At 64.1% G+C, this 25,974-nt stretch carries 20 protein-coding genes, 1 tRNA gene and 2 pseudogenes; 9 read left to right on the top strand and 14 right to left on the bottom strand.

The genetic code is table 11. The features are described 5' to 3' along the window. Positions 1 to 36: 36 nt before the first annotated feature. From XANALMUS060_RS09080 to XANALMUS060_RS09050, 7 genes are all read right to left on the bottom strand, one after another. Positions 37 to 113: transfer RNA gene (locus tag XANALMUS060_RS09080), tRNA-Arg, on the bottom strand. A gap of 431 nt (positions 114 to 544) precedes the next feature. Further along, positions 545 to 1,354 carry a bifunctional hydroxymethylpyrimidine kinase/phosphomethylpyrimidine kinase gene (gene thiD, locus XANALMUS060_RS09075; protein ID WP_045738124.1) on the bottom strand — a complete coding sequence of 270 codons (810 nt, stop codon included), beginning with the start codon at positions 1,352 to 1,354 and terminating at the stop codon, positions 545 to 547. Positions 1,355 to 1,532: 178 nt separating this feature from the next. Continuing rightward, positions 1,533 to 2,207 carry a YoaK family protein gene (locus XANALMUS060_RS09070; protein ID WP_045738123.1) on the bottom strand — a complete coding sequence of 225 codons (675 nt, stop codon included), beginning with the start codon at positions 2,205 to 2,207 and terminating at the stop codon, positions 1,533 to 1,535. A gap of 51 nt (positions 2,208 to 2,258) precedes the next feature. Further along, positions 2,259 to 2,708, bottom strand: a complete 450-nt coding sequence (locus tag XANALMUS060_RS09065) for a hypothetical protein (RefSeq protein ID WP_045738204.1) — start codon at positions 2,706 to 2,708, stop codon at positions 2,259 to 2,261. A gap of 38 nt (positions 2,709 to 2,746) precedes the next feature. Further along, positions 2,747 to 4,147, bottom strand: a complete 1,401-nt coding sequence (locus XANALMUS060_RS09060; RefSeq protein ID WP_045738122.1) for a PhoH family protein — start codon at positions 4,145 to 4,147, stop codon at positions 2,747 to 2,749. A gap of 82 nt (positions 4,148 to 4,229) precedes the next feature. After that, positions 4,230 to 4,709, bottom strand: a complete 480-nt coding sequence (locus XANALMUS060_RS09055; RefSeq protein WP_045738121.1) for a peroxiredoxin — start codon at positions 4,707 to 4,709, stop codon at positions 4,230 to 4,232. A gap of 61 nt (positions 4,710 to 4,770) precedes the next feature. After that, complete coding sequence (locus tag XANALMUS060_RS09050; RefSeq protein ID WP_152624825.1) at positions 4,771 to 5,346, bottom strand: glycine cleavage system protein R; 576 nt, start codon at positions 5,344 to 5,346, stop codon at positions 4,771 to 4,773. A gap of 144 nt (positions 5,347 to 5,490) precedes the next feature. Here XANALMUS060_RS09050 and dapA point away from each other — a divergent pair, with 144 nt between their 5' ends. Together dapA and XANALMUS060_RS09040 are read left to right on the top strand one after the other, a co-directional pair. Further along, a complete protein-coding gene (dapA, locus tag XANALMUS060_RS09045) occupies positions 5,491 to 6,399 on the top strand; it encodes a 4-hydroxy-tetrahydrodipicolinate synthase (protein ID WP_045738203.1) in 909 nt (302 codons plus the stop codon). A gap of 17 nt (positions 6,400 to 6,416) precedes the next feature. Beyond that, complete coding sequence (locus XANALMUS060_RS09040) at positions 6,417 to 6,935, top strand: hypothetical protein (protein WP_045738120.1); 519 nt, start codon at positions 6,417 to 6,419, stop codon at positions 6,933 to 6,935. A gap of 200 nt (positions 6,936 to 7,135) precedes the next feature. On the opposite strand, the gene fdxA is transcribed toward XANALMUS060_RS09040, so the two are convergent. The 5 genes from fdxA to XANALMUS060_RS09015 all read right to left on the bottom strand — a co-directional run bounded on the left by fdxA (position 7,136) and on the right by XANALMUS060_RS09015 (position 11,144). After that, positions 7,136 to 7,459 (bottom strand): ferredoxin FdxA, encoded by a 324-nt coding sequence (gene fdxA, locus XANALMUS060_RS09035; protein WP_045738119.1) that lies wholly within the window; start codon positions 7,457 to 7,459, stop codon positions 7,136 to 7,138. 92 nt (positions 7,460 to 7,551) lie between these two features. Beyond that, positions 7,552 to 8,451 (bottom strand): 2-dehydro-3-deoxygalactonokinase, encoded by a 900-nt coding sequence (locus XANALMUS060_RS09030; protein WP_045738118.1) that lies wholly within the window; start codon positions 8,449 to 8,451, stop codon positions 7,552 to 7,554. Continuing rightward, positions 8,448 to 9,371, bottom strand: coding sequence for an SMP-30/gluconolactonase/LRE family protein (locus XANALMUS060_RS09025; RefSeq protein WP_045738117.1), 924 nt, complete (start codon positions 9,369 to 9,371; stop codon positions 8,448 to 8,450). Before XANALMUS060_RS09025 ends, XANALMUS060_RS09030 begins: the two co-directional genes overlap by 4 nt. 4 nt (positions 9,372 to 9,375) lie before the next feature. Beyond that, complete coding sequence (dgoD, locus tag XANALMUS060_RS09020) at positions 9,376 to 10,527, bottom strand: galactonate dehydratase (protein ID WP_045738116.1); 1,152 nt, start codon at positions 10,525 to 10,527, stop codon at positions 9,376 to 9,378. After that, on the bottom strand, positions 10,524 to 11,144 hold the full coding sequence (locus XANALMUS060_RS09015; protein ID WP_045738115.1) for a 2-dehydro-3-deoxy-6-phosphogalactonate aldolase: 621 nt from the start codon (positions 11,142 to 11,144) through the stop codon (positions 10,524 to 10,526). The genes dgoD and XANALMUS060_RS09015 overlap by 4 nt, the downstream gene beginning before the upstream one ends. A 281-nt stretch (positions 11,145 to 11,425) precedes the next feature. On the opposite strand from XANALMUS060_RS09015, the gene XANALMUS060_RS09010 reads away from it, so the two are divergent. Continuing rightward, positions 11,426 to 12,388 carry a LysR substrate-binding domain-containing protein gene (locus XANALMUS060_RS09010; RefSeq protein ID WP_045727318.1) on the top strand — a complete coding sequence of 321 codons (963 nt, stop codon included), beginning with the start codon at positions 11,426 to 11,428 and terminating at the stop codon, positions 12,386 to 12,388. Positions 12,389 to 12,524: 136 nt separating this feature from the next. On the opposite strand, the pseudogene XANALMUS060_RS09005 reads toward XANALMUS060_RS09010, so the two are convergent. Together XANALMUS060_RS09005 and XANALMUS060_RS09000 are read right to left on the bottom strand one after the other, a co-directional pair. Continuing rightward, positions 12,525 to 12,980: pseudogene (locus tag XANALMUS060_RS09005) on the bottom strand (D-galactonate dehydratase); the annotation flags it as partial. Then, positions 12,977 to 13,597, bottom strand: a complete 621-nt coding sequence (locus tag XANALMUS060_RS09000; protein ID WP_045738115.1) for a 2-dehydro-3-deoxy-6-phosphogalactonate aldolase — start codon at positions 13,595 to 13,597, stop codon at positions 12,977 to 12,979. The pseudogene XANALMUS060_RS09005 and the gene XANALMUS060_RS09000, both read right to left, overlap by 4 nt. Positions 13,598 to 13,878: 281 nt before the next feature. Here XANALMUS060_RS09000 and XANALMUS060_RS08995 point away from each other — a divergent pair, with 281 nt between their 5' ends. From XANALMUS060_RS08995 to XANALMUS060_RS08965, 6 genes and pseudogenes are all read left to right on the top strand, one after another. Next, positions 13,879 to 14,841 carry a LysR substrate-binding domain-containing protein gene (locus XANALMUS060_RS08995; RefSeq protein ID WP_045727318.1) on the top strand — a complete coding sequence of 321 codons (963 nt, stop codon included), beginning with the start codon at positions 13,879 to 13,881 and terminating at the stop codon, positions 14,839 to 14,841. Between the two features lie 347 nt (positions 14,842 to 15,188). Then, positions 15,189 to 18,107 carry a TonB-dependent receptor gene (locus XANALMUS060_RS08990; RefSeq protein WP_082064993.1) on the top strand — a complete coding sequence of 973 codons (2,919 nt, stop codon included), beginning with the start codon at positions 15,189 to 15,191 and terminating at the stop codon, positions 18,105 to 18,107. Between the two features lie 193 nt (positions 18,108 to 18,300). Next, on the top strand, positions 18,301 to 20,226 hold the full coding sequence (locus tag XANALMUS060_RS08980) for a sialate O-acetylesterase (RefSeq protein WP_052688136.1): 1,926 nt from the start codon (positions 18,301 to 18,303) through the stop codon (positions 20,224 to 20,226). Between the two features lie 101 nt (positions 20,227 to 20,327). Continuing rightward, entirely contained in the window at positions 20,328 to 23,219 is a 2,892-nt protein-coding gene (locus XANALMUS060_RS08975; RefSeq protein WP_045738113.1) for a TIM-barrel domain-containing protein, read from the top strand. A 290-nt stretch (positions 23,220 to 23,509) separates the two neighbouring features. Continuing rightward, on the top strand, positions 23,510 to 25,003 hold the full coding sequence (xylB, locus tag XANALMUS060_RS08970) for a xylulokinase (protein ID WP_045738112.1): 1,494 nt from the start codon (positions 23,510 to 23,512) through the stop codon (positions 25,001 to 25,003). Between the two features lie 41 nt (positions 25,004 to 25,044). Continuing rightward, positions 25,045 to 25,974 (top strand): annotated as a pseudogene (locus XANALMUS060_RS08965) (xylose isomerase); the annotation flags it as partial.

Raw genomic sequence — 25,974 nt, 5'->3', positions numbered from 1 at the left:
AAACGACAAGCAACAACTTGTCGTTTTTTATCTGACTGGTGCGCCCGGAGAGATTCGAACTCCCGACCGCCTGGTTCGTAGCCAGGTACTCTATCCAACTGAGCTACGGGCGCGTTGTCAGGAGCGGAATTATGCGTGAGATGGTTGGATGCGTCAATCCTTCCTTCAAAAAATTCAGCCGATCTCGTTCAGCGAGGCCTTGCGCCAGGATTACCGCTTGCTCGGTTCAGGAGGCGTGGCCGGCCGGTTCGGCTCGGGCTGTACGCATCCATGGACATGAGCTTGCGGGCATGCGCAGCTCTGCACACCAATCTTCCGGGGTCCCGCAGGGCGGCCTGGGGCAGGCTGAAAAGCAGATCCACTGTCGTGCCCGCCATCGCGTAGGTGGTTCAGATCAGTGCGTACCTCGGATGCGCGCATCATCTTGGGACGTTCTGCCACAACAGCTTTCGCTGCGGCGAAGGCGTAGCGACGAGTAGATGCCGAAGCGGTGTCGATTGCAGGCAGTGGCGCGATGTCTCTTTCCCGCGATGTACAAGCTTGTTCATCCGCTGCGTGCGGCACCGAAATGGTCCAATACAACCACTGCGCTGCGACCAGGACGGTAGCTGCCGCGCAGTGCGCGGGCCACGTAGTCGATCGCCGCTGCGCAGGCCGCTGCCAATGACAGGCCCTGGCAGAGTTGTGCGGCGATCGCCGCTGCGAGGGTGCAGCCGGTTCCGTGCGCGTCCAGCGGCAGCCGTGCATGGCTGAATTCGCTGCGGCTGGCGCCATCGTCGTAGCGGTCGATCACCCGTTGGCCTTCGTGTAGATGGCCGCCTTTCAGTAACACTGCGCGCGCGCCAGACTCAAGCAGGGCGGCGATCGCGTGCTCGGCATCGTCGGCGTTCTCGATCGGGCGACGCAGCAGTAACTGCGCTTCCGGAATATTCGGTGTGACCAAGGTCGCCAACGGCAGTAGGCGCTGGCGCAGCGCGTCCAGCGCATCGTCTTCCAGCAGGGTGGCACCGCTGGTCGCCACCATCACCGGGTCCAGAATCACGTAAGGCGGGCGATGGTGTTCCAGCGCATCGGCGACCAGGTCGATCACCGCAGCATTGGCGAGCATGCCGAGCTTGACCGCGGCGATGTCGAAATCGGCGAAGCAGGCGTCGATCTGCGCGCGCAGGAATGACAATGGCGGAATATGCACGGCGGTGACGCCACGGGTGTGTTGCGCGGTGAGTGCGGCCGCCGCAGACAGGCCGTGCACACGGTGCGCGGCGAAGGTTTTCAGATCGGCCTGGATTCCGGCGCCACCACCGGAATCGGTGCCGGCGATGCTCAGCGCGGAGACGGCGATGGGGTCGTTCATGCCTGGATTGTGCAGTGCTGGCGATGCATTGGCGATGGTGCGCTTAGCGCCGCTAACAACACGGCGGTGTTGCCGCTGTTTGGCCGCAGGCAGTGCTTTGAATCCTCATGTGCTGGCAGCACGCTAGGTTGCTTGCGTGCTATCCGCGCCCACCCGCGACTGGCGAGGCTTTTGTTGATCACTCTTCGCGCTCGCGGTAGCGGGAGTGCAGGAGCAGGATGTACAGCGTGCCGACCGTGCCAGTCAGCAGCGCCGGCACCAACAGCGCATTGAAGCCGATGCGGCGGTACGCCAATGCGCCGATGACGCCGCCGAGCAGGAATCCGCCGATGATCAGCAGGCTCAGGCTGATGCGCTGGCGCGGCAGCGGTAGGCCGCTCAGTGCCTGACCCAGGCCGATCCCTAGATCGGTGAACATGCCGGTGAGGTGGGTGGTGCGTACCACCGTGCGGCTGTAGATCGTGGTGGTGGCGTTCTGCAGGCCGCAGGCGGTTGCGGCGAGTAGAGCGCCAAACAACGGCTGATGTTTGAATGCCTGTATTGCCGCAAGTAACAGCAGTGATTCCAGTGCGAGCGCCAGACCATAGCGCCTGCCCAGGCGCAGCCGGCGATCCCGCACGAGGCCGCCCGCCAGCACCGCGCCGCTCAGGAACGCCAGTACCACGCCACTGAGTTGACCGATGGCGCGCGGGTCAGCGTCGGCCAGCGCCGCGCCGAGCAAGGTCGTGGTGCCGGTGAGGTGGGTCACCGCCTGGTGCTCGAAGCCGAGGTAGCCCACCACGTTGACCATGCCGGCCACGCTGGCCAATGCAGCGGCGAAAATCCAGGCCCAGCCTGGCAACGCGAAGTTCATGCGGTTTGCTGACGCGGATGTATCTGACAGCGGCGCAGGCACGCGGCCATCTCAGTGGCTGCCGTTGACCGCGATCTCGGAGAAGCGAAGGCTGGCCGGATCGTAGACCGCGCCCCAGAAGCGATCGCCGCCGCCACAGGCGCGTACTGCATCGACGCTTGGGTTGCGATCACTGTTGTCGTCCGGGGCGAAAGCGTTGACATAGATCGCTTGCTTACCGTTGTACACGATGCCCACGTATTGGCGATCTGAGCCCGATGGATCGGTGATCTGCGGCTGCAGTTGCGCCAGATGCGCTTCCAGTTGCGCGATCTGCTCAGGCGTTGGAATCCAGTAGCCGCTCACCGCGCGCTCGTGGTGTGCGGGGCTGTCGCGCGCGCAGGTGTCCAGCACCTGTGCGGCGGTGCTGTTACGCGTGATCACCCACGATTGCCCGACCTTGAGCGCGGTTGGTACGCTGGCTGGACCCGGTGCGGTGGCGCAGGCGCCGAGCAGGGCCATGACCAGTGCCGCGCCGCTCAGGCGCACGCCCACGATACTCACAGCACCTCCGAGGCATAGTCGGCCAGACGCGAGCGTTCGCCACGGCGCAGGGTGATGTGCGCGCTGTGCGGCCAAGCTTTGAAGCGGTCCACCGCATAGGTGAGACCGGAGGTGGTTTCGGTCAGATAGGGAGTGTCGATCTGTTCGACGTTGCCCAGGCAGACGATCTTGGTGCCGGGGCCGGCACGAGTGATCAGCGTCTTCATCTGCTTGGGCGTCAGGTTCTGCGCTTCGTCCAGGATCAGATAGCGCGACAGGAACGTGCGCCCGCGCATGAAGTTCATCGAGCGGATCTTGATCCGGCTGGCGAGCAGGTCGTTGGTCGCCGCGCGGCCCCAGGCGCCGCCTTCCTGGGTGTGGGTCAGCACTTCCAGGTTGTCGGTCAGCGCGCCCATCCATGGGGTCATCTTTTCCTCCTCGGTGCCAGGCAGGAAGCCGATGTCTTCGCCGACGCTGACCGTCGCACGGGTCATGATGATTTCGCGGTAGCGCTGCTGGTCCATGGTCTGTGCCAGGCCCGCCGCCAGCGCCAGCAGGGTCTTGCCGGTGCCGGCGGTGCCGAGCAGAGTGACGAAGTCGATTTCCGGGTCCATCAGTGCGTTGAGCGCGAAGTTCTGCTCGCGGTTGCGCGCGGCAACGCCCCACACCGCGTGCTGGCCACTGCGGAAGTCGTCCACCAGCGCCAGCGTGGCCTTGCGATCAGCGTTGACCTTGGTCACGCGTAGTTCCACTTCGTCGTCGCCGGGCAGATATAGGTACTGGTTCGGATACCAGTCCTCGTCGGCGGCCAGCGCAATTTCGTAACAGGTGCGACCTTTGTCGCTCCAGCTGCGCAGGTCTTGGTTGTGTTTCTGCCAGAAATGCTCCGGCAGTTCGATCGCGCCGGTGTAGAGCAGGCTGAAATCGTCGAGCGCGCGGTCGTTCTCGTAGTCTTCGGCGGCCAGGCCGCTGATCGCCGCCTTGATCCGTAGGTTGATGTCCTTGGAGACCAGAATCACCGGCGTTTCCGGACGCTCCTCGCACAGCGCCAGTACCGAGGCCAGAATCTTGTTGTCCGGGGCGACGCTGCCGAAGCTGCGCGCGGGCTCGACCGGCTGGATCTGGAAGTACAGCTTGCCGATGCCGCTGTTGCTCTTGAGTTGGATGCCTTGTGGGTGACTCAGTGGGATGCCGGAGGCGATCTGCTCGGCGCCGGCGCCTTCGATCAACTCGTTGAGGAAGCGGCTGACCTGCCGTGCGTTGCGGCTGACTTCGGACATGCCCTTCTTGGCGTTGTCCAGTTCCTCGATCACCTGCATCGGCAGGAATACGTCGTGTTCCTCGAACTTGAACAGCGCGGTCGGATCGTGCATGAGCACATTGGTATCCAACACGTAGATGCGCTTGCCTCGGGTCATCGTGGATTCCTGGAAAAGGGGCAGGGAAAAACCATCGCCGCCTGCTTGGCAGGGGGATGCGATGTAATGTGAACCAGGCTTGTCACTGCTGGGTGGCGGTCTGCAGTGTGTCGAGAACGGCCTGGGCGTGACCGGCAACCTTGACCTTGCGCCAGCTGTGCAGCACTTGGCCCGAAGGCGAGATGAGGAAGGTGCTACGCTCGATACCGAGCACCTGACGGCCGTACATGTTCTTTTCCTTGATCACGTCAAAGGCGTGGCATAGCGCCTCGTCGGCATCGCTGATCAGCGGAAAGCGGAAGCCTTGCTTGGCGCAGAAGTTGTCGTGCGACTTCACCGAGTCGCGCGATACGCCAAGCACCACGGCGCCGGCTTTCTGGAATTGCGGCAACAGCGCGTTGAAATCCAGCCCTTCGGTGGTGCAGCCAGGGGTGCTGTCCTTGGGATAGAAATACAGCACCAGCCAGCCACCGGCATAGTCGCCGAGCGTGGCGCTGGCGCCGCCGGACAGGGCCAGCGGCAAGGTCAGCGTGCTTCGATCCAGGGTGTCGCCATCCTTCATGGGGTGTCCTCCGCGTGCATCGCCATCATCGGCGTTCGGTTGCGTCGCTGTCCAGCGCGTCTCAGAACTTCATCGGGTCCATGATCGCGTCCAGGTTGAGGTGGTCGCAGAATTCGAGGAAGTCGTCGCGCAGCGCGGCGATGTGCATATTCGCCGGCACCCCGATCGTCACCTGCGCCGAGAACATCTCCGCACCGGTCTGCATGGCGCGGTAGCGCGTGCTTTGCAGGTTTTCGATGGTGATGCCCTGGCGGTCGAAGAAATCGGCCAACTGGAACAGGATGCCCGGTTTGTCGGCGGCGATGACCTCGACGATGTAAGGCAGCAGGTTGGACTGCGCTTGCTTGGGGCCGGTGCGGTACCACACCAGCTTCATGCCTTCATCGCGCTCCAGCCGGGTGAGCATCGCTTCCAGTTTGGCCACCGCGTCCCAGGAGCCGGTCGCCAATGCGGTCACCGACACGTCGCGACCGACAGTGGCCAGACGCGCATCGACGAGGTTGCAACCGCTATCGGTGATACGACGTGTGACCGGCAATAGGGGCGACTCCGGATGCGTCGAGTAGGCGTTGATCAGGAGGTGGTTCTCGGTCGGCGCGGGCCGGGTTGTGGTGTCTGTCAAAGGGGCTTCCGGCATTGCGTATGGCTGAACGGCGTCAGGGCAGTGGCCCGACATGAGGTGCAGCATACTTGCCCGCGCTTTCGGGCCGCAAGTAACATGCACGGCAAACCCGTCGGCGCAGGCCGCGCGGCCCTCATTTCCCAGCGAGCACTCGGCATCTTGTCTCTCTCCGGCATCATCACCGCTCTGGCCACGCCCTTCCAGGCCAATGGCGATCTCGATCTCGACGCCTGGCAGCGGTTGCTCAAGGGGCAGCTCGGAGGCGGTGTTCAGGGTGTCGTGGTGGCGGGATCGACCGGCGAAGCGGCCGCGTTGCTGGATGATGAATACGATTTGCTGATGCGCGAGGCGGTTGTTGCCATCGCTGGGCGCGTGCCGGTGCTGGCTGGCACGGGCTTGTCCGCTACCGCCAAGACCGTGGCGTTGACGCGTCGCGCGGCGGCCAATGGCGCGCAGTACGCGCTGGTGGTGACGCCGCCTTATGTGCGTCCGACACAGGCTGGCTTGCTGGCGCACTACACGCAAGTGGCCGAGCAAGGTGGCCTGCCGGTAGTGCTGTACAACGTGCCAGGACGCACCGGCTGCGATTTGTTGCCCGAAACCGTGGCGCAACTGGCGCAGCACCCCGCGATCGTCGGCATCAAAGAGGCCAGTAGCGATCCGCAGCGTATCGCCGCGCTCGCGGCCCTGCGCAGTGAGCACTTTGCCGTGCTGAGCGGTGACGACGGCAGCGCCGCGCAGGCCATGCTGAGCGGCTTCGACGGCCTGATTTCGGTGGCGTCCAATGCCTTGCCGGGCGCCTATCGTCATTTGTGCGATCTGGCGCGGGCCCAGCAGGCCGAGCCGACGCAGGCCTGGGATGCGCGTCTGCGGCCCTTCCACGCCTTTTGCGGCATCGAATCCAACCCGATCCCGGTCAAAGCGCTGTTGCAGCGTGCCGGGATCGGTCAGGGCTTGCGGCTGCCGCTGCTGCCGTTGTCGGCGGCGCACCATGCCACGGCCGACCGTCTTGCTGCCGACGCCGTCGCGTTGGAACGTTTATCCAGCCGCGAAACGCTCGCGGCCTGACCCCAGGAGATTGATTGATGCGTGCTTCCGTTCCCTACGTCCGCGTGCTATCGGCCGCCGTTCTGGCGACCACCATGGTCGCGGCCACCAGCGGTTGCAACTGGTTCCACAAGGGCAAGCCGCGTGGCGATTACCTGTTGCCGCCGGCGATGCGGCCGTTGGAAGTACCGCCGGATTTGAGCGCCCCGGATACCTCGGCGGCGATGAAGATTCCGGCGCTGGCGTCGGCCCAGCGCCCGGCGGCGGCCCAGGCGCCGGCCGCGTCGAACAGCGGCTTCGTGGTGCCGGGCGCGCGCGATCAGGTGTTCGGCCAGGTCGGCGATGCCCTGGGCGGTATCCCGGGCGTCACCATCGCCAGCAGCGCGAAACTGCTCGGCTCCTATGACGTGGGCTATGAAGGCAGCAATTTCCTGATCCGCGTGGTGGCCGTGGACGCCGGGGTGTCGGTGTCGGCGGTCGATGCGCGTGGCCTGCCGGCGTCCGGTGAGGCCCCGGTCAAGCTGATCGAGGCGCTGAAGGCCAAGCTCGTCCACTGAACTTGAGCAAGCGTTGGCAGTGTGGCGTTCGCGCCCGTTGTGGCGCGGAAAACATGAAACGGGCACCTCAGGGTGCCCGTTCGTTTTTGTGTCGCAGCGTTTTTGATGTGGTTGTGCGCGAGCGTCACCGGGTTTTTCGGGAGCGCTTGCGCTGGCCGGGCAGGCAGGGAGCTGCACAGCCGCGCATGATTGCGCGCCGCCTATTTCTGCAGTAGCGACAGCTTGTTTGGTTTGCCGTCCCACTCGGCGGCGTCTGCTAGCGGTTCCTGGCGCGTGGTCAGGACCGGCCACGCTTTGGCTAGTTCCGCGTTCAACGCGACGAAGGCTTCCTGACCGGCCGGCACGTCATCCTCGGGGTAGATGGCGTTGGCCGGGCATTCCGGTTCGCATAGGGTGCAGTCGATGCACTCCTCCGGATCGATCACCATGAAGTTTGGGCCGGCGTGGAAACAATCCACGGGGCACACCTCCACGCAGTCGGTGTATTTGCATTTGATGCAGTTTTCGGTGACGACGAAAGGCATGGTTCGATCCGTAAATTAAGCCTGCAATTCTAAAACAGTCGATGTCGTGGAGTGGAGAATGGATCCGTGCCCGCGCGCCTGACGGGTGCGGATCAACTGGCGATGCCGCCGTGCTGCCGCGCCAGCCGGTATAGCCCGCGTGCGGCCAGATCTTCCGGGTGGGTGTGGACGGTACTGCCGAGTGCGCGCAATGCGTGCGTGTAGCGCGTCAGCAGGCCGCTGCCGCCGACCAGATGCACCATTGGCGCCAGCGGCAGGCGTGCGCGCAGTTCGTGGCCGATCAGCAACCCGGACAGGTAGGACGGCGCCGCCGCTGCGCTCAGGCGTTCGAACAATCCCAGGCTGCGCACGCCGAACAGATGATGCAGCAATCCTCCGGGATCGCCGCTGCGCTGCACCCCGGCAGCGAAGCCGGGTGCATCGAACGTGGTGTCGTCGGGTTCCATCAGCCGCGCCAGCAGGCTGTGTTGGCGCAGCAGTGCGTAGAGTTCGCCGGTCATCATTGTCGCCAGTGCGGCGATGCGGCCGTGTTCCAGATCCACCCATTTGCTGTGGGTGCCCGGCAGGCAAACGCTGTGGTGGGCGTGGTCCTGCCGCTCCTGCGCCAGGATGTCGAGCAGCCCGATCAATTGGGTTTCCTCGCCACGCATCACGTCCGGCACGGGCGCATGGGTGCTGGCGACGCCGGGTACGAACCACAGCGTGCGTCCAGGCAGTGCCGGGTCCTGCAGCGGGCGCATCGCCGTGGCGAGTGAGGCGGTGTCGGCGGGGCAGGGCGCGTAGGGCAGTTCGATCCATCCATTGCGGCTGCCGATCATGCCGCAGAGCACGACATCGCCCGGCCAGGTGTCGATCAATGTGGCCAGGGTCGCGGCGAAATGGCCCTGGCAGACCGCGATGCCCTGATCGCTGCGGCGTTGTTCGAGGATGCCGCCGTCGGCGTCGAGCCGATAGCCGCGCAGGCTGCTGGTCCCCCAGTCGATGGCGATCATGCGCTGGCGATGCGTCCTTCGGGCAGGCCGGCAATGCCGACCGCGGCGACGAACACGCCACCGGCTTGCGGTGTGCGCGCCAGTTCGGCCTCGCTGTGGTCCTGGCGCGAGGTGCTCAAGTACAGCGTGGTGCCGTCTGCACCGCCCAGCGCGGGGCAACTGGGATGTTTGACCGGTAGTGCGACACGCCGCTCGATGCTGCCATCTGGGCGGTAGCGCACCGCCTGCCAGGCGCGCCATTGCGCGTTCCACACATGGCCTTCGGCATCGACGATGGCGCCGTCCGGCTCGCCGCCGTCGCGCTCCAGTTCGACGAACACGCGGCTGTTGCTGGTGTGAGCACTGGCCGCGTCGTAGTCGCAGCACAGGATGCGCGGTTGCACCGAATCACAGTAGTACATGGTGCGGCCATCGGCGCTGAAGCAGATGGCGTTGGGAATGGCCACGCCGGGCAAGGGCAGTCGGCGCAGCCCGTGGCGTGCGGACCATTGGTAGAAGCTGCCGATCGGCGCCCGATCGGCGCGCTCGCTCATGGTGCCGAACACGAAGTTACCGTGGCGGTCGCTGCGGCCATCGTTGCTGCGGGTGTCGTCGCGCTCGGGTTCGAGTTCTGCGAGTTGTTGCAGCGGCAAGCTGCTGGCCGTGTCGATGGCGGCATCCGGGTCGGCGGCGTACACGCCCTTGACCATGGCCAGCAGCAGCCGACCATCGTCGAACATGCCCAGGCAGCCTGGACGGTCGGGCAGATCCCAGTGCCGGGTCGCGCCGCTTGCCGGGGCGTGCCGCCACAGCCGGCGGCCCGTGATGTCGACCCAGAACAGCACCTGGCGATGCGCGCACCACACGATGCTTTCGCCGTGCGCGCAGCGGCTATCAACGGCCAGCGTCGCGCTGTGTTGGGCAGCGGTGTGTGCGTTCATGGAATCACCATTCGGCGATGCTGCCGTCGGCGTGGCGCCAGACCGGGTTGTGCCAGTCGGGTGGATTGGCGCTGGCATGGCGCAGGCGGTCTTCGTCGATTTCCACGCCCAGGCCCGGTTTGGGCAACGCGGCGATGCTGCCGCTGGCGTCGCAGGCGAAATCGTCCTTGTTGAGCACGTAGTCGAGCAGGTCGGCACCTTCGTTGTAGTGGATGCCGATGCTCTGTTCCTGCAGCACCGCGTTGTGCGAGACGAAGTCGACCTGCAGGCAGGCGGCCAAGGCGACCGGGCCGAGCGGGCAGTGCGGGGCCAGGCCGACGTCGTAGGTCTCGGCCATGCTGGCGATCTTCAGGCATTCGGTAATGCCGCCGGCGTGCGAGAGATCCGGTTGCAGCAGCGACAGGCCACCGGCTTGCAGCACCGGTTTGAAGTCGAAGCGCGAGAACATGCGCTCGCCGGCGGCCAGCGGGATCGGGGTGGCGGCGGCCAGGCGCGGGTAGTACTCGGCCTGTTCAGGCAGCACCGGCTCTTCGACGAATAGCGGCTTGAACGGTTCCAGCTCGCGTAGCAGCACGCGCGCCATCGGCGCGGCAACCCGGCCATGGAAATCGATCCCGAAGTCGATGCTGGTGCCGAATGCCTCGCGGATCTGCGCGACCTTGGCGATGGCCGCGTCCACCGCGCGGGGGCCGTCGATCAGCTTCATCTCCTCGGTGCCGTTGAATTTGAATGTGTCGAAACCGAGGTCGCGGTAGCTCTGGATCTGCGCGATGGTCGCCGCGGGGCGGTCGCCGCCGACCCAGCGATAGGTTTTCATGCGTTCGCGTACCAACCCGCCCAGCAGTTCGTAGACCGGCACGCCGAGTGCTTTGCCCTTGATGTCCCACAAGGCCTGGTCGATGCCGGCAATGGCGCTCATCAGGATCGGGCCGCCGCGATAGAAGCCACTGCGATAAAGCAGTTGCCACAGATCGTTGATCCGCGCCGGATCCTTGCCGATCAGATAGCCGCTGAGTTCGTGTACCGCGGCCTCGACGCTGCGCGCGCGGCCCTCGATGACCGGTTCGCCCCAGCCGGTAATGCCTTCGTCGGTTTCGACCTTCAGGAACAGCCAGCGCGGTGCCGCGTGGTAGGTGGTGAGGCGGACGATTTTCATGCGCGATCCTGATAGGCGTGGCGGAAGGCGGCGGCATGTGCCTGGGTGTGCGCGAGCGCTTGTCCTGGTCGATACAGTTCGCCGCCGATGCCGGCGCCGATCGCGCCAGCGGCAAGGTAGTCGTGCAGGGTGTCGATGGTGACGCCGCCGACCACGAATACCGGCACCTGCGCCGGCAACACCGCACGCAATGCGCGCAGATGGCCAGGGCCGTAGGTGGCGGCGGGGAACAGCTTGAGCATCTGTGCGCCGGCGTCGAGGGCGGTAAATGCCTCGGTCGCGGTAGCGAAGCCGGCCACCACTTGCAGGCCGCGCGTCACTGCGTGACGAATCAGCGCTGGGCAGGTGTTGGGGGTGACGATGAAGCGCGCACCCAGGTCGGCGAGGGTATCGACGTCGTCGGTGCGCAGCACGGTGCCGCCGCCGATCCAGCAACGCTGGCCGAACGCCTGCGCGGCTGAGCCGATGCTGTCGGCCCAGCGTGGTGAATTGAGCGGGATCTCGATGGCGTCGTAACCAGTGTCGACCAGCGCGCCGACATGCGCCAGTGCGTCCTCGGGGGGGATGCCGCGCAAGATCGCAATCAGGGGGAGTTTGAACACGGAGGTGGCGGGCATCGGTTTAGCTGGCAGGGAAATACACGGCGCGCGCCGCGATAGGGACAGAGAAGTGGCGAGCCATCGATGCCGCAACAACACGCCGAGCGTCCAGCGCCTCGGCGCTGACGCGGACCCGTAAACGGGTCCGTCGGTTGGGAGAGAACGGTGCAACGGCACTGCGACAAGAGCAGCCGCGAGCAATTAGCGTGCGCGTGTCAGCTATGTGCTGCAAATGAAATTTTAGGCATATCCTATTCTTCTTGCGAATACAAAACCCCCATTCAGGATGTTCGTTCACGATGATCGCTTCCAACAATCCCTGGTTCAATGCATCGCGCTTGAAGACCCGGCATCTGCTGCTGTTGCTGCAGTTGCACGAACACCGTTCCGTGTTGCGCGCCGCAGAGGCGGCGAGCATGACCCAGCCGGCGGCGTCCAAGTTGCTTGCAGAGATGGAGGACTTGTTGGGGGTGCGCCTGTTCGAGCGGCATGCGCGTGGGGTGGAGCCGACCTGGTATGGGCAGGTGCTGATCCGCCGCGCTCGCGCGGCGATGTCGGAGATCGGTCGTGCCCAGGAGGAGATCGCCGCGCTGCGCCAAGGGCGCGTGGGTCAGGTTTCGATCGGCACGGTGGTCAATCCGGGGACCAATCTGGTGCCGCAGGCGATTATCGAGGTCAAGCGCGAGTTTCCCGGCATCTTGGTACGGGTGGAGATGGATTACAGCCGGCCACTGGTGGCCAGGCTGCTGGATGGCCAGCTCGACATCGTGATCGGTCGCATCCTTGGCCCATATGGCGGCGAGGAACTGGACTTCGAGCCGTTGGCGGACGAGCCGCATTCGGTGGTAGCGCGTGCCGGTCATCCGTTATCCGCCCGCGCGGAGCTGCGCCATGCTGATCTGGCGCGGTACGGCTGGGTGTTGCCACCGCTGGACAGCGTGTTGCGCGCACGCCTGGATGCGATGTTTCTGGAGCATGCGGTGCCGGTGCCGCAGAACGTGATCGAAACTTCGTCGTTGCCGGTGATCACCAGTTTGCTGCGTGGCAGCGATCTACTCGCTGCGTTGCCGGCAGAGGCGGTGGCGCCCTATGTGCAGGCCAAACTGCTGACGGTGCTGCCGATTGGGTTGGGGGTGCGGATGGAGTCGTTCGGAATCATCCGACGTCGCGATTACCTGCTGCCACCGGGTGCCGAGCGCGTGTTGATGGCGTTGCGCAACGCAGCCCGACGTTTGTATCCGGAGCATGTGTCGCTGGCGTGAGCCGTGCCACGTCGCGATTGCAGGCGCGGATCGTTTGGCGTGTTGCTGGAGGCGTGCGTGTGCGTGGATGCAGACTGGGTGCGGGCGAGGTGCACGTATCGGTTCAGATAGTCCAAACGCACATAGCTCATCACGAAACTTTCATTTGTTCGTTGTTGAATTTGAATGTGTCGAAACCGAGGTCGCGGTAGCTCTGGATCTGCGCGATGGTCGCCGCGGGGCGGTCGCCGCCGACCCAGCGATAGGTTTTCATGCGTTCGCGTACCAACCCGCCCAGCAGTTCGTAGACCGGCACGCCGAGTGCTTTGCCCTTGATGTCCCACAAGGCCTGGTCGATGCCGGCAATGGCGCTCATCAGGATCGGGCCGCCGCGATAGAAGCCACTGCGATAAAGCAGTTGCCACAGATCGTTGATCCGCGCCGGATCCTTGCCGATCAGATAGCCGCTGAGTTCGTGTACCGCGGCCTCGACGCTGCGCGCGCGGCCCTCGATGACCGGTTCGCCCCAGCCGGTAATGCCTTCGTCGGTTTCGACCTTCAGGAACAGCCAGCGCGGTGCCGCGTGGTAGGTGGTGAGGCGGACGATTTTCATGCGCGATCCTGATAGGCGTGGCGGAAGGCGGCGGCATGTGCCTGGGTGTGCGCGAGCGCTTGTCCTGGTCGATACAGTTCGCCGCCGATGCCGGCGCCGATCGCGCCAGCGGCAAGGTAGTCGTGCAGGGTGTCGATGGTGACGCCGCCGACCACGAATACCGGCACCTGCGCCGGCAACACCGCACGCAATGCGCGCAGATGGCCAGGGCCGTAGGTGGCGGCGGGGAACAGCTTGAGCATCTGTGCGCCGGCGTCGAGGGCGGTAAATGCCTCGGTCGCGGTAGCGAAGCCGGCCACCACTTGCAGGCCGCGCGTCACTGCGTGACGAATCAGCGCTGGGCAGGTGTTGGGGGTGACGATGAAGCGCGCACCCAGGTCGGCGAGGGTATCGACGTCGTCGGTGCGCAGCACGGTGCCGCCGCCGATCCAGCAACGCTGGCCGAACGCCTGCGCGGCTGAGCCGATGCTGTCGGCCCAGCGTGGTGAATTGAGCGGGATCTCGATGGCGTCGTAACCAGTGTCGACCAGCGCGCCGACATGCGCCAGTGCGTCCTCGGGGGGGATGCCGCGCAAGATCGCAATCAGGGGGAGTTTGAACACGGAGGTGGCGGGCATCGGTTTAGCTGGCAGGGAAATACACGGCGCGCGCCGCGATAGGGACAGAGAAGTGGCGAGCCATCGATGCCGCAACAACACGCCGAGCGTCCAGCGCCTCGGCGCTGACGCGGACCCGTAAACGGGTCCGTCGGTTGGGAGAGAACGGTGCAACGGCACTGCGACAAGAGCAGCCGCGAGCAATTAGCGTGCGCGTGTCAGCTATGTGCTGCAAATGAAATTTTAGGCATATCCTATTCTTCTTGCGAATACAAAACCCCCATTCAGGATGTTCGTTCACGATGATCGCTTCCAACAATCCCTGGTTCAATGCATCGCGCTTGAAGACCCGGCATCTGCTGCTGTTGCTGCAGTTGCACGAACACCGTTCCGTGTTGCGCGCCGCAGAGGCGGCGAGCATGACCCAGCCGGCGGCGTCCAAGTTGCTTGCAGAGATGGAGGACTTGTTGGGGGTGCGCCTGTTCGAGCGGCATGCGCGTGGGGTGGAGCCGACCTGGTATGGGCAGGTGCTGATCCGCCGCGCTCGCGCGGCGATGTCGGAGATCGGTCGTGCCCAGGAGGAGATCGCCGCGCTGCGCCAAGGGCGCGTGGGTCAGGTTTCGATCGGCACGGTGGTCAATCCGGGGACCAATCTGGTGCCGCAGGCGATTATCGAGGTCAAGCGCGAGTTTCCCGGCATCTTGGTACGGGTGGAGATGGATTACAGCCGGCCACTGGTGGCCAGGCTGCTGGATGGCCAGCTCGACATCGTGATCGGTCGCATCCTTGGCCCATATGGCGGCGAGGAACTGGACTTCGAGCCGTTGGCGGACGAGCCGCATTCGGTGGTAGCGCGTGCCGGTCATCCGTTATCCGCCCGCGCGGAGCTGCGCCATGCTGATCTGGCGCGGTACGGCTGGGTGTTGCCACCGCTGGACAGCGTGTTGCGCGCACGCCTGGATGCGATGTTTCTGGAGCATGCGGTGCCGGTGCCGCAGAACGTGATCGAAACTTCGTCGTTGCCGGTGATCACCAGTTTGCTGCGTGGCAGCGATCTACTCGCTGCGTTGCCGGCAGAGGCGGTGGCGCCCTATGTGCAGGCCAAACTGCTGACGGTGCTGCCGATTGGGTTGGGGGTGCGGATGGAGTCGTTCGGAATCATCCGACGTCGCGATTACCTGCTGCCACCGGGTGCCGAGCGCGTGTTGATGGCGTTGCGCAACGCAGCCCGACGTTTGTATCCGGAGCATGTGTCGCTGGCGTGAGCCGTGCCACGTCGCGATTGCAGGCGCGGATCGTTTGGCGTGTTGCTGGAGGCGTGCGTGTGCGTGGATGCAGACTGGGTGCGGGCGAGGTGCACGTATCGGTTCAGATAGTCCAAACGCACATAGCTCATCACGAAACTTTCATTTGTTCGTTCCTGTGCTTCATTCCTAGTCTCGCGCCATCGCGATTGCGTTTAATAGAGGGGCAGCGCCGTGTGCGGCGCGCATATGTGCATCGATTGGCTGTAGTTCTTGTCAATCTTTGTATTTTTATAACTTATCGAACGGAGCGCTCACGCGCATCCGTCTTCTGTGTCGCTGTGCGTGTTTCCTGGGAGGGATTCGTCATGTCATCGCAGTACCTATTCGGTTCGGCTCGGCCGACCGAACGGCCGTGTGCAACGCACATTCTGGCCCGTTCCGTCATCGCTGTGAGTATCGGCTTATTGCTCAGTGCGCAGGCACTGGCACAGCAGGCCGACGAGAGTGGCAATAAAAAAAATGCGTCCGTCACCGAACTCGATACGGTGCAGGTCAAAGGCGTGCGCGGCAGTTTGATCAAATCGCAGTCGATCAAGCACGATGCCGAACAAGTCGTCGATTCGGTCAGTGCCGAGGATATCGGCGCGCTCCCCGATCGCAGCGTGACCGAAAGCCTGCAGCGGGTCAGCGGCGTGACCATCGATCACTTCATGGCGCGCAACGATCCGGACCATTTCTCCGCCGAAGGCAGCGGGGTGATGATCCGCGGCATGACCCAGGTCCGCGGCGAGCTCAATGGTCGCGACAGCTTCAGCGCCGCCAGTGGTCGTGGACTCAGCTTCGAGGACGTCCCAGCCGAACTGATGGCGGGTGTGGATGTCTACAAGAATCCATCGGCCGAGATCATCGAAGGCGGACTCGGCGGCACGGTCAACTTGCGCACGCGCATGCCGTTCGACCAGCCGGGGCGCAGCATCGCTTTCAACGCCGATGCCAACTACGGCGACCTCAGCAAGACCTACAAGCCGTCCGGCTCGTTCCTGTTCAGCAACCGCTGGAACACGGATCTGGGCGAAATGGGGTTCATGCTGGATGCGGCGTACTCGTCGATGGCCACGCGTAGCGATGGCGTGCAGGTCGAGCCGTTCGTGCGCCGTACCGATCCGGCGTTGCTGGCCGGGACCAATTTTTCCAAGGTCTATGTGCCGGGCGGGGTCAACTGGCGGCAAATGGATTCCGAGCGCAAGCGCAAGGGCATCGCGGCCGCGTTCCAGTGGCGTCCCAGTGATGCCACCGATATCTATGTGCAGTACTTGCGCTCGACCTACGACATGAACTGGCAGGAGCACGCGGCGTTCTTCAACGATCAGAGCAACGCGGTCGGCCCTGCACCGGGGACCATGTTCACCTATAACGACGAAGGCCGCTTCGTCAGCGGGGAGCCGGTGTCCAGCTCCTGGCGCGGCAATATCACCGGCAATGACGGCGTGCGCTTCTATACCCAGAATCGCTACGCGCAGCAGACCACCACCACCGCGGATCTGTCCGGCGGTTTCACCCAGCGCCTGACCGACCGATTGAGCCTGCGCGGCGACATGCAGTTGGTGCAGTCGCACAGCGATGCGCTGGATTTCACCCTGTTCGATTCGATCTACCTGCCGGGCTTGACCTTCGACCTGAGTGGCAAATACCCCTCGGTGACGCTTGCCAATCCTGGTTATCTCTCCGCTCCTGCCAATTATTTCTGGAGCGCGGCGATGGATCACCTGGGGCAGAACAGTGGCCGCGAATTGGCCACGCGCTTCGATCTGGACTACAGCTACGACGATAACCCCTGGTTGCGCAGTTTCCGTGCGGGCATTCGCGGTACCTCCCGCACCCAGACCAACAAGAACACCCGCTACAACTGGGGCGTGATTTCGGATAACTGGGCACCCATTCCCGGGACGGCCACCGGGCTGGCGGATCTGGCCGATTACATGACCCAATCCTCGTCCTGGTACACCTTGTCGAACCTGTTCCGGGGCAATGTGAACGTGCCGAAACAGTTGTATTTCCCCAGCGATGCGGCGGTCAAGAATTATGCCGGCACCACCCAGTTGATCGAGCAGATCGTCGCATTGCGCGGTACCGGCTGGTCGCCGGAGCATTACCAGTTGCAGGACATCAATCGTCAGTTCGAGCGTACCCAGGCCGCGTACATGATGCTGTACTTCGGCAACGATACGGCCTTGGGTGTTCCCGTGGATGGGAATGTCGGCGTGCGCGTGGTACAGACCAAGACCAGTGCCACCGGCTATGGTCAGTTTCCCGACCTGTCCGCGAGCACCTCCTCGGCCGCGCTGGCGGCGGAGTACACCGGGCAGTACTTCCCCAATAATGCCAAGGGTAGCTATACCAACGTCTTGCCGAGCTTCAATATGCGCTTCAAGTTCTCCGACGCGCTGCAGTGGCGTATTGCCGCTTCCAAGGCTATCGCGCGTCCGGATTACAGCCAGCTACAGCCGTATCTGTTGCTCGCTGCGACGATTCAAGATGGTGTGGTGACGCAATGGACCGGTACCGCCGGCAACCCGAACCTGAAACCGATGAAGGCCAACCAGTACGACACCGCGCTGGAGTGGTATTTCGGCAAGAGCGACATGATGTATCTGACGTTGTTCTACAAAGACGTCAGGGATTACTTCTCCAACCAGACCGTCACCGAGATCTACAACGGCCAGCCGTGGCTAGTGACGCGTCCCTACAACATGGACAAGGGCCATATCGGCGGCTTCGAATACGGGTATACCCAGTTCTTCGATTTCCTGCCGGGCTGGATGAGCGGCTTTGGCGTCAATGCCAATTTCACCTTTGTCGATAGCAATGGTGGAGTCAATACCGCGACCGATCCTTACACCAAGACCACCGTCACCGGCGTGCGCCTGCCGTTGGAAGGGTTGTCGCGGCGTAGCTACAACTTGGCCGGGATCTACGAGAAAGGGCCGCTGTCGGTGCGTCTGGCCTACAACTGGCGCTCGCGCTACCTGTTGACCGCCAGCGACGTGATCACCAAGTTGCCGGCGTGGTCGGACGATTTCGGGCAACTGGATGCCTCGCTGTTCTACCGCTTCACGCCGCACCTGCAACTGGGGGTCCAGGCCAACAACCTCACCAATACGGTGACCAAGGTGCTGATGGGGCCGACGTCCTATAGCGACGGCGAGGTCGATCCGCACTTGTACACCCGCAGTTGGTTCGTCAACGACCGTCGCTATTCGCTGGTGTTGCGCGCCAACTGGTAATGGTGATCCTGCCGCAGCGGCAGCGCGCCGCTGACGGCCAACGTCGCCGGATGCGATCCGGAGCATGCCCAAACGGTAACGCGCGCCTTGCCCTTGCTGACAAATCTCGGGCAGGGCGCGCGCTTTGTCGCAAGTGGCTCCATCGGTTTCGCACGCATCTCACCCTCGAATGACACGTTCCAGGATTCACGCCATGCCCGTTTCCAGGTTTTCCTCCGTTCACTGGCTGACCCTGTTGGCCGTGGCGGCGCTGCCGTGGCCTGTGGCGGCAGAAGTGCAATTGCCCTTGCTGTTCGCCGATGGTGCGGTGTTGCAGCGCGATGTGCCGATGCCAGTGTGGGGATGGGCCACCCCTGGGGCGCGCATCCAGGTGCGCCTGGACGGTGCGCAGGCCAATGCCGTCGCTGCGCTGGATGGTCGTTGGCAGGCGCAATTGCCAGCGCATGCGGCGGGCGGTCCCTATGTGCTGGAGGTGCAGGGCGACGGTCGCCAGCAGCGGATCGACGATGTGCTGATCGGGGATGTCTGGCTGGCCAGCGGCCAGTCCAATATGGAAATGCCGATCGTGATGGCGCGCGACAGCGCAAGCGAGATCGCCGCCGCGAAGGACCCACAATTGCGCAATTTCAAGGTGCCGCACACCTGGTCGCCGCAGCCGCAGTCGCGCTTGGCCGGTGGAGCATGGCAGGCCACCACGCCAGAGCATGCCTACGCGTTTTCCGCCGTGGCTTATTTTTTCGCGCGCGAACTGCGTAAACAGACAGGCGTGCCGATCGGCATCATCGACAGCACGTGGAGTGGCAGTGCCATCGAGGCATGGATGGACCGCTCGGCGCTGGGCATGGACGAGGCGCAGATTGCACAGCGCAACGCCGAGCAGCAGGCCAAGGACGCGCGCACCATGGCGCAGGTGCACGAGCGCATCGCACGTTGGCCGGCGGTGCAGGACGGCGCGAAGCAGTGGCGTGCGGCGGATCTGGACGACAGTCAGTGGGACCGCATTTCGGTCGAACGCACCTGGGAAAGTAGTGGTTACGAGGGCATGGACGGTATCGCCTGGTACCGCACTTCCTTCGTCCTCAGCGCCGCCGAAGCCAAGGCTGGGATTGTGCTGGGCGTGGGCAAGGTCGACGATTCCGATGTCACGTATGTCAATGGTCAGCAGGTCGGCAGCACCGACAACCGCTGGAACCAGGCGCGCGTGTATCCAGTGCCGCCGACGGTGCTGAAGCCTGGCGTCAACTGGATTGCGGTACAGGTGACCGATCTCGGTGGCGGTGGTGGTCTGCATGGCGAGAATAGCGAGCGTTTCGTCGAAGTCGCTGGTGGTGCCAGACACCTATTGCAGGCTTGGAAATTCCGCCCGGCCAAGGTCACGGTGAATTTGAGCGATGACAAGTACCAAGAGCCGACGCTGCTCTATAACGCCATGATCCATCCGTTGCAGCCGTTCCCGGTTCGCGGTGTGATCTGGTACCAGGGCGAGAGTAATGCCACCGTGTCCGGCGCGCTGCGTTATCGCGAGCAGTTCGCCACGATGATCCGGCACTGGCGCGAGGAACGCGGGCAGCCGCAACTGCCTTTTCTGTGGGTGCAACTGGCCAATTTCCGTGCTGGTAGCGACACGGACGATCTCAGTCCATGGGCGCTGCTGCGCGAATCGCAATCCAAAGCGCTGGCGCTGCCGGCGACGGCGCAGGTGGTGACCATCGATATCGGCACGCCTGGCGATATCCATCCGCCCGACAAGCAGGATGTCGGTCATCGTCTGGCGCTTGCCGCGCGCCACGTCGTCTACGGTGAAAACCTGATCTACACAGCGCCGATGTTGGCCGATGCGCATTTCGGTCACGGCCAGGCGAGGCTGCGTTTCGATCTGCGCGGCAGCGCGCTGGCAGTACGTGGTGGCGGGGAATTGCATGGCTTCCTCGTTGCCGGAGCCGATCGTCGCTTTCATCCTGCGCAAGCGCGCATCGAGGGCGACCACGTGCTGGTGCGCAGCGCGGCGGTGCCGCAGCCGCAGTCGGTGCGTTACGCCTGGAGCGAGAACCCGGCCGACGCCAACCTGGTCAATCGCGAGCAATTGCCAGTGTCTCCGTTCCGTACCGATACCTGGTGAGCTGCGGCGCTTTCCGGTGGTTCTTATCCCGCAGCCAGCATGGTGTGCTGGTTGCCGGTGTCTGCTGCAATTTTAGGTTTGCGTGTGGGAAGGGAACGAGGATGCACATTTCCAGTCATACCGTCCGTTCGATGATGACGCCGCTGCGGCATCTATTCGCCGTGGTTTTGGCGATGAGTGTGTGCGTTGCCGACGGCGCGTTCGCCCAACAGGTGACCCAGCAGGCCGATGGCATCACCGTGCGGCCCAGCGGCAAGGGCAGCGTGCCGGTTCGCCTGCAGGTGGTGGACAGCAATCTGTTGCGGGTCAGTGCCGATCCGCATGGCATCTTCCAACGCACTCCGAGCCTGATGCGCGTGCCGGTGCAGGGCGATACCGGCTTTCGTTTCGAGCGTCAGGGCGATGCGGTGCGGATCCGGACCGCCAGATTGAGCGCACAAGTCTCCACGATCGATGGTCACGTCAGTGTTGTCGATGCGCAAGGCCGGCCGTTGTTGTCGGAAGTGCCGGGTGGGCGCAGCTTCGTCCCGCTGACGGTGGAGGGCAAGGCGTACTTCAGTGTGCGTCAGCGCTTCGCCTCACCGGACGATGAGGCCTTGTATGGCTTCGGCCAGCATCAGCAAGGCTGGATGAATCAGAAAGGGCACAACATCGAACTGTTGCAGAGCAATCTGGACATGGCGGTGCCATTTTTTCTATCCAGTCGCCACTACGGCATTTTGTGGGACAACAACGCGATCACCCGGATGGGCGATCCACGTGGGCTGCAACCGCTACCGGCATCGTTGACCTTGTACGACGCCCAGGGCAAGCCCGGCGCGCTGACGGCGCGCTATGCGCTCGACGGCAAGCCGGTGCTGGAACGGCGCGAGAAGGAGATCGACTATCAATACATCAAGGATCTTGCCAAGTTCCCGCAGCAAGCCAAGCCCGGCGACACGCGCCGCATGCAGGTGGTCTGGGAGGGCGCGTTCGAAGCGCGCAGTGGCGGCGAACATACGTTCTCGCTGTATGCCAGCGAATACACCAAGCTGTGGATCGACGGCAGGCTGGTGCTCGACCGCTGGCGGCAGAACTGGAATCCCTGGCACCACGAATTCGCATTGCAGCTTAAGCCGGGCCAGCGGCATACGCTGAAGCTGGAATGGAACCTGATCGATCCCAGCTACATCGCGCTGCTGCATCGCGATCCCTTGCCGGCGACCGAGGCGAAGGATCTGTCGTTGTGGTCCGAGGCCGGGCAGATGATCGACTATTACGTCGTTGCCGGCGACAACGCCGATCAAATCATCGCCGGTTACCGTGCGCTCACCGGCAAGGCGGTGCTGCTGCCGAAATGGGCCTACGGGTTTTGGCAGAGTCGCGAACGCTACAAATGCCAGGACGAATTGCTCGCGGTGCTGGCGGAGTATCGCCGGCGCAGGTTGCCCATCGACAATATCGTGCAGGACTGGTCGTACTGGCCCGAGGATGCCTGGGGCGCGCACACCTTCGACACGCGTCGTTTTCCCGATCCCGATGGCATGGTCAAGACGGTGCACGAGCTGCACGCGCACATCATGATCTCGGTATGGCCCAAGTTCTATCCGACCACCGCTCATTACAAGGAACTGGACGCGGCCGGTTATATCTACAGGCGCAATGTCCAGGTCGGTGAACTCGACTGGATCGGCAAGGGCTACAAAAATGCCTTCTACGATCCTTATGCGGCCCAGGCGCAGGCGATCTACTGGCGCCAGATCGACGAGACGCTCAATCACAAGGGTTTCGATGCCTGGTGGTTGGACGCCGACGAACCCGATGTGCATTCCAACCTGGATATCGCCGAGCGCAAGGCGCGTACCACGCCGACCGCGCTAGGGCCTTCCACCGAGTTCTTCAATTCCTATCCGTTGCCGCATACCCACGGTGTCTATGCCGGTGATCGCGCCGCCGATGGCAAACGCGTGTTCATTCTCTCGCGCAAGGGTTACGCCGGCACGCAGCGCAATGCGGTGGCGGTGTGGAGCGGGGACATCGTGTCGCGCTGGGACGACATGCGCGAGCAGATTTCCGCCGGCGTCAACCTGTCGATGTCGGGCTTGCCGAACTGGACCTTCGATATCGGCGGTTTCGCGGTGGAGACGCATGACGCGCACCAGGATCCGGCGCATCTGCCGCAATGGCGCGAACTCAATACGCGCTGGTTCCAGTTCGGCGCGTTCGTGCCGCTGTTCCGTTCGCACGGACAGTTTCCGTATCGCGAAATCTGGAACATCGCTCCGGAAGGCACGCCTTATTACGCCAGCATGGCGTATTACAGTCGTCTGCGTTACACGCTGCTGCCCTACATCTACACTCTCGCCGGCGACACCTACCACCATGATGGGGTGATCATGCGTGGTTTGCCGATGGATTTTCCGCACGATCCCAAGGTCGCCGACATCAACGACGAGTATCTGTTCGGGCCGGCGTTCCTGGTCGCGCCGGTGACCCGTTTCGGCGCGACCTCGCGTCAGGTGTACTTGCCGGCCGGGACCAGTTGGATCGACTTCAACAGCGGCAAGCGCTACGACGGCGGCCAGACCATCGATGCGGCCGCGCCGCTGGAGCGCATGCCGTTGTTCGTGCGTGCCGGCGCGATCGTGCCGACCGCGCGCGTGCAGCAGTACGTTGACGAAACGCCGGATGTGCCGCTGACGCTTGTGGTCTATACCGGTGCCGATGGTCGCTTCTCGTTGTACGAGGACGATGGCAATGGCTACGGCTACGAGCAGGGGCAATTCAGCCGGATTCCATTGGCCTGGGACCAGCGCACAGGGGTGTTGACCATCGGCGCGCGCGAGGGTCGCTGGCCGGGGATGCAGGCCCGGCGTACCTTCAAGGTGCGCTTCGTCGATGGCCCGCGTGCCGATACCGGCGCACTTGAGCCCAGGGCCGACCTGCAGGTGCAGTATCGTGGCGATGCCGTGCGTGTGGCCAGGCCTGTGGCTTCGTCCCCGGCGCTGCACTGATTTCGGAGCCCGCCCACAACAAGCCTTGCTGCAGCGCACACACTTGCTGCAGCGCACACAGACGTTGCTGCATGCCGTGTTTCCAGGCGCTCCAGTTTGCTTCGCACTTGCCTCGATGCACATCGCAGGCGCGCCGGCAAGCTGATGCGATGCGTGCCGGAGGTCGGCGGGGCTGAGCAACAGGCGTCTGTCGGACTACACTGTGTCGACGGCGGCCGGCCCCTGGCCGCCGCTTTTTATCTTGGAGCGATAATGGACCTGGGTTTGCGCAACGAGCGGTGGGTGCGGCGATGAGCCTGTATATCGGCCTGGATGTGGGCACACAGAGCGTCAAACTGCTCGCCTACGATGCGGACAGCCGCCGCGTGGTCGCCACGCACGGTCATGCGCTGGAGCTCATCAGTCGCGACGATGGCACTCGCGAACAACAGGCGCAGTGGTGGATCGACGGTATCGTTGCCTGCTTCGCCGCGCTCGGTGCCGAACGCCGTGCGCAGGTCCGGGCGATCGCCGTTTCCGGGCAGCAGCACGGTTTCGTGCCATTGGACGCGCAAGGGCAGGTCACCGCGCCGGTCAAACTGTGGTGCGATACCAGCACCCAGCGCGAGTGCGAGGAGATCATGCAGGCGGTCGGTGGCGCGCAGCGCTGCGTGGAGTTGGCCGGTAATCCGATCCTGGCCGGCTATACCGCTTCCAAGCTGCCGTGGACCCGCAAGCATCGTCATCCGGCCTACGCCGCGATGACCTCGGTGCTGTTGCCGCATGACTACGTCAACTTCTGGCTCACCGGCGAGCGTTACACCGAGTTCGGCGATGCCTCCGGCAGCGGTTGGTTGGATGTGCGCCGCCGGCAATGGTCGGCGCCGCTGTTGCAGGCGATCGATCCGCAGCGCGATCTGGCCGCGGCGCTGCCGCCGCTGGTGCCCACCGAGACCACCTTCGCCCTGTCCGCTATGGCGGCGCAGGCACTGGGATTGCCGCGCCAGGTCCGGGTCGCCACCGGCGGCGGCGACAACATGATGGCGGCCATCGGTACCGGCAATGTCGTGCCTGGGCGTCTCACCATGAGTCTAGGGACCTCCGGTACCCTGTTCGCTTATGCCGATCACCCGGTGGTGGACGCCGATGCGCGTTGGGCCGCGTTCTGCTCCTCCAGCGGCGGCTGGTTGCCGCTGATATGCACGATGAATTGCACCGTCGCCACCGAGACGATCTCGCGTTTGTTCGGCATCCAGACCGGGCAGGGCGAGGCCTTGCTCGACGCCACCGCGCCCGGCGCCGGTGGTTTGGTGCTGCTGCCGTTCTTCAATGGCGAGCGCACGCCCAATCTGCCGGCGGCGCGTGGTTGCCTGACCGGCATGGATCTGCACAACACCACGCCAGCGCATTTCTATCGCGCGGCGATGGAGGGCGCCAGTTACAGCCTGCGCAACGGCTTCGATGCATTCGTCGATGCCGGCCTGCGTTTCGATTCGATCTACGTCACCGGCGGTGGCAGCAAGAGCGCCGGCTGGCGTCAGCTCATCGCCGATCTGTTTGCGTTGCCGGTGCATGTGCCGGCTCAGGTCGAAGGAGCCGCGTTCGGCGCCGCGCTGCAGGCGCTGTGGGCCGATGCTCATGCCCAGGGCGCGCGCGCCAGTCTGGCCGAGGTCGTGCTGCAGCATCAACAGGATGATGCGGCACTGTCCGCGCAGCCGGATGCGCAACGCGGCGCACAGTACCAGGCGCATTACCGTACCTTCCTGCAGCATTTGCAGGCCATTGGCCCGCTCTACGCGGGTTGATCCCCCTTTCCCCCATCACGCATACCAGGACTTTGCATGCAATGAGCCACTCCGTCTACCTCGGCGCCAAGGAATATTTTCCGGGCATCGGCCGCATTCCGTTCGAAGGCAAGGCCTCGGACAACCCGCTGGCGTTCAAGGTGTACGACGCCGACAAGCAGATTGGCGGCAAGTCCATGGCCGCGCGCGCACCTGCGTTTTGCGGTGGCGTATTGGCATAGTTTCTGCGGTAACGGCGCCGATCCGTTCGGTCCGGGCACGCGCGCCTATCCGTGGGACGCCGGCAGCGACGCGCTGGCGCGGGCCGAGGCCAAGGCCGATGCGGCGGCAGCGACGCGCTGGCGCGGGCCGAGGCCAAGGCCGATGCGGCGTTCGAGTTTTTCACCAAACTCGGTGTGCCGTATTACTGCTTCCACGACGTGGATCTGGCCCCGGACGCGGAGGCCATCGGCCAGTACGAAAAGAATGAATCTGCAGCACATGGTCGGCATCGCCAAGCAGCGCCAGGCCGACACCGGCATCAAGCTGCTGTGGGGCACGGCCAATCTGTTCTCGCATCCGCGCTACATGAACGGTGCGGCGACCAACCCGGACTTCGACGTGGTGGCGCGCGCGGCGGTGCAGGTCAAGGCGGCACTGGAGGCGACGGTGGCGCTGGGCGGGGAGAACTACGTGTTCTGGGGCGGTCGCGAGGGGTATGCGTGCCTGCACAACACGCAGATGCGGCGCGAGCAGGAACACCTGGCGCGCTTCCTCACCCTGGCGCGCGACTACGGCCGCAGCATCGGCTTCAAGGGCAATTTCCTGATCGAGCCCAAGCCGATGGAGCCGATGAAGCACCAGTACGATTTCGACAGCGCCACGGTGGTGGGTTTCCTGCGCCAGCACGGGCTGGAGAAGGATTTCAAACTCAACATCGAGGCCAACCACGCCACGTTGTCCGGGCACAGTTTCGAGCACGATTTGCAGGT

This window comes from Xanthomonas sp. MUS 060, assembly GCF_000963215.1.
GTDB lineage: Bacteria > Pseudomonadota > Gammaproteobacteria > Xanthomonadales > Xanthomonadaceae > Xanthomonas_A.
Note: the sequence above shows the minus strand (reverse complement) of the source record. Positions and strands in the feature narration are given on the sequence as shown.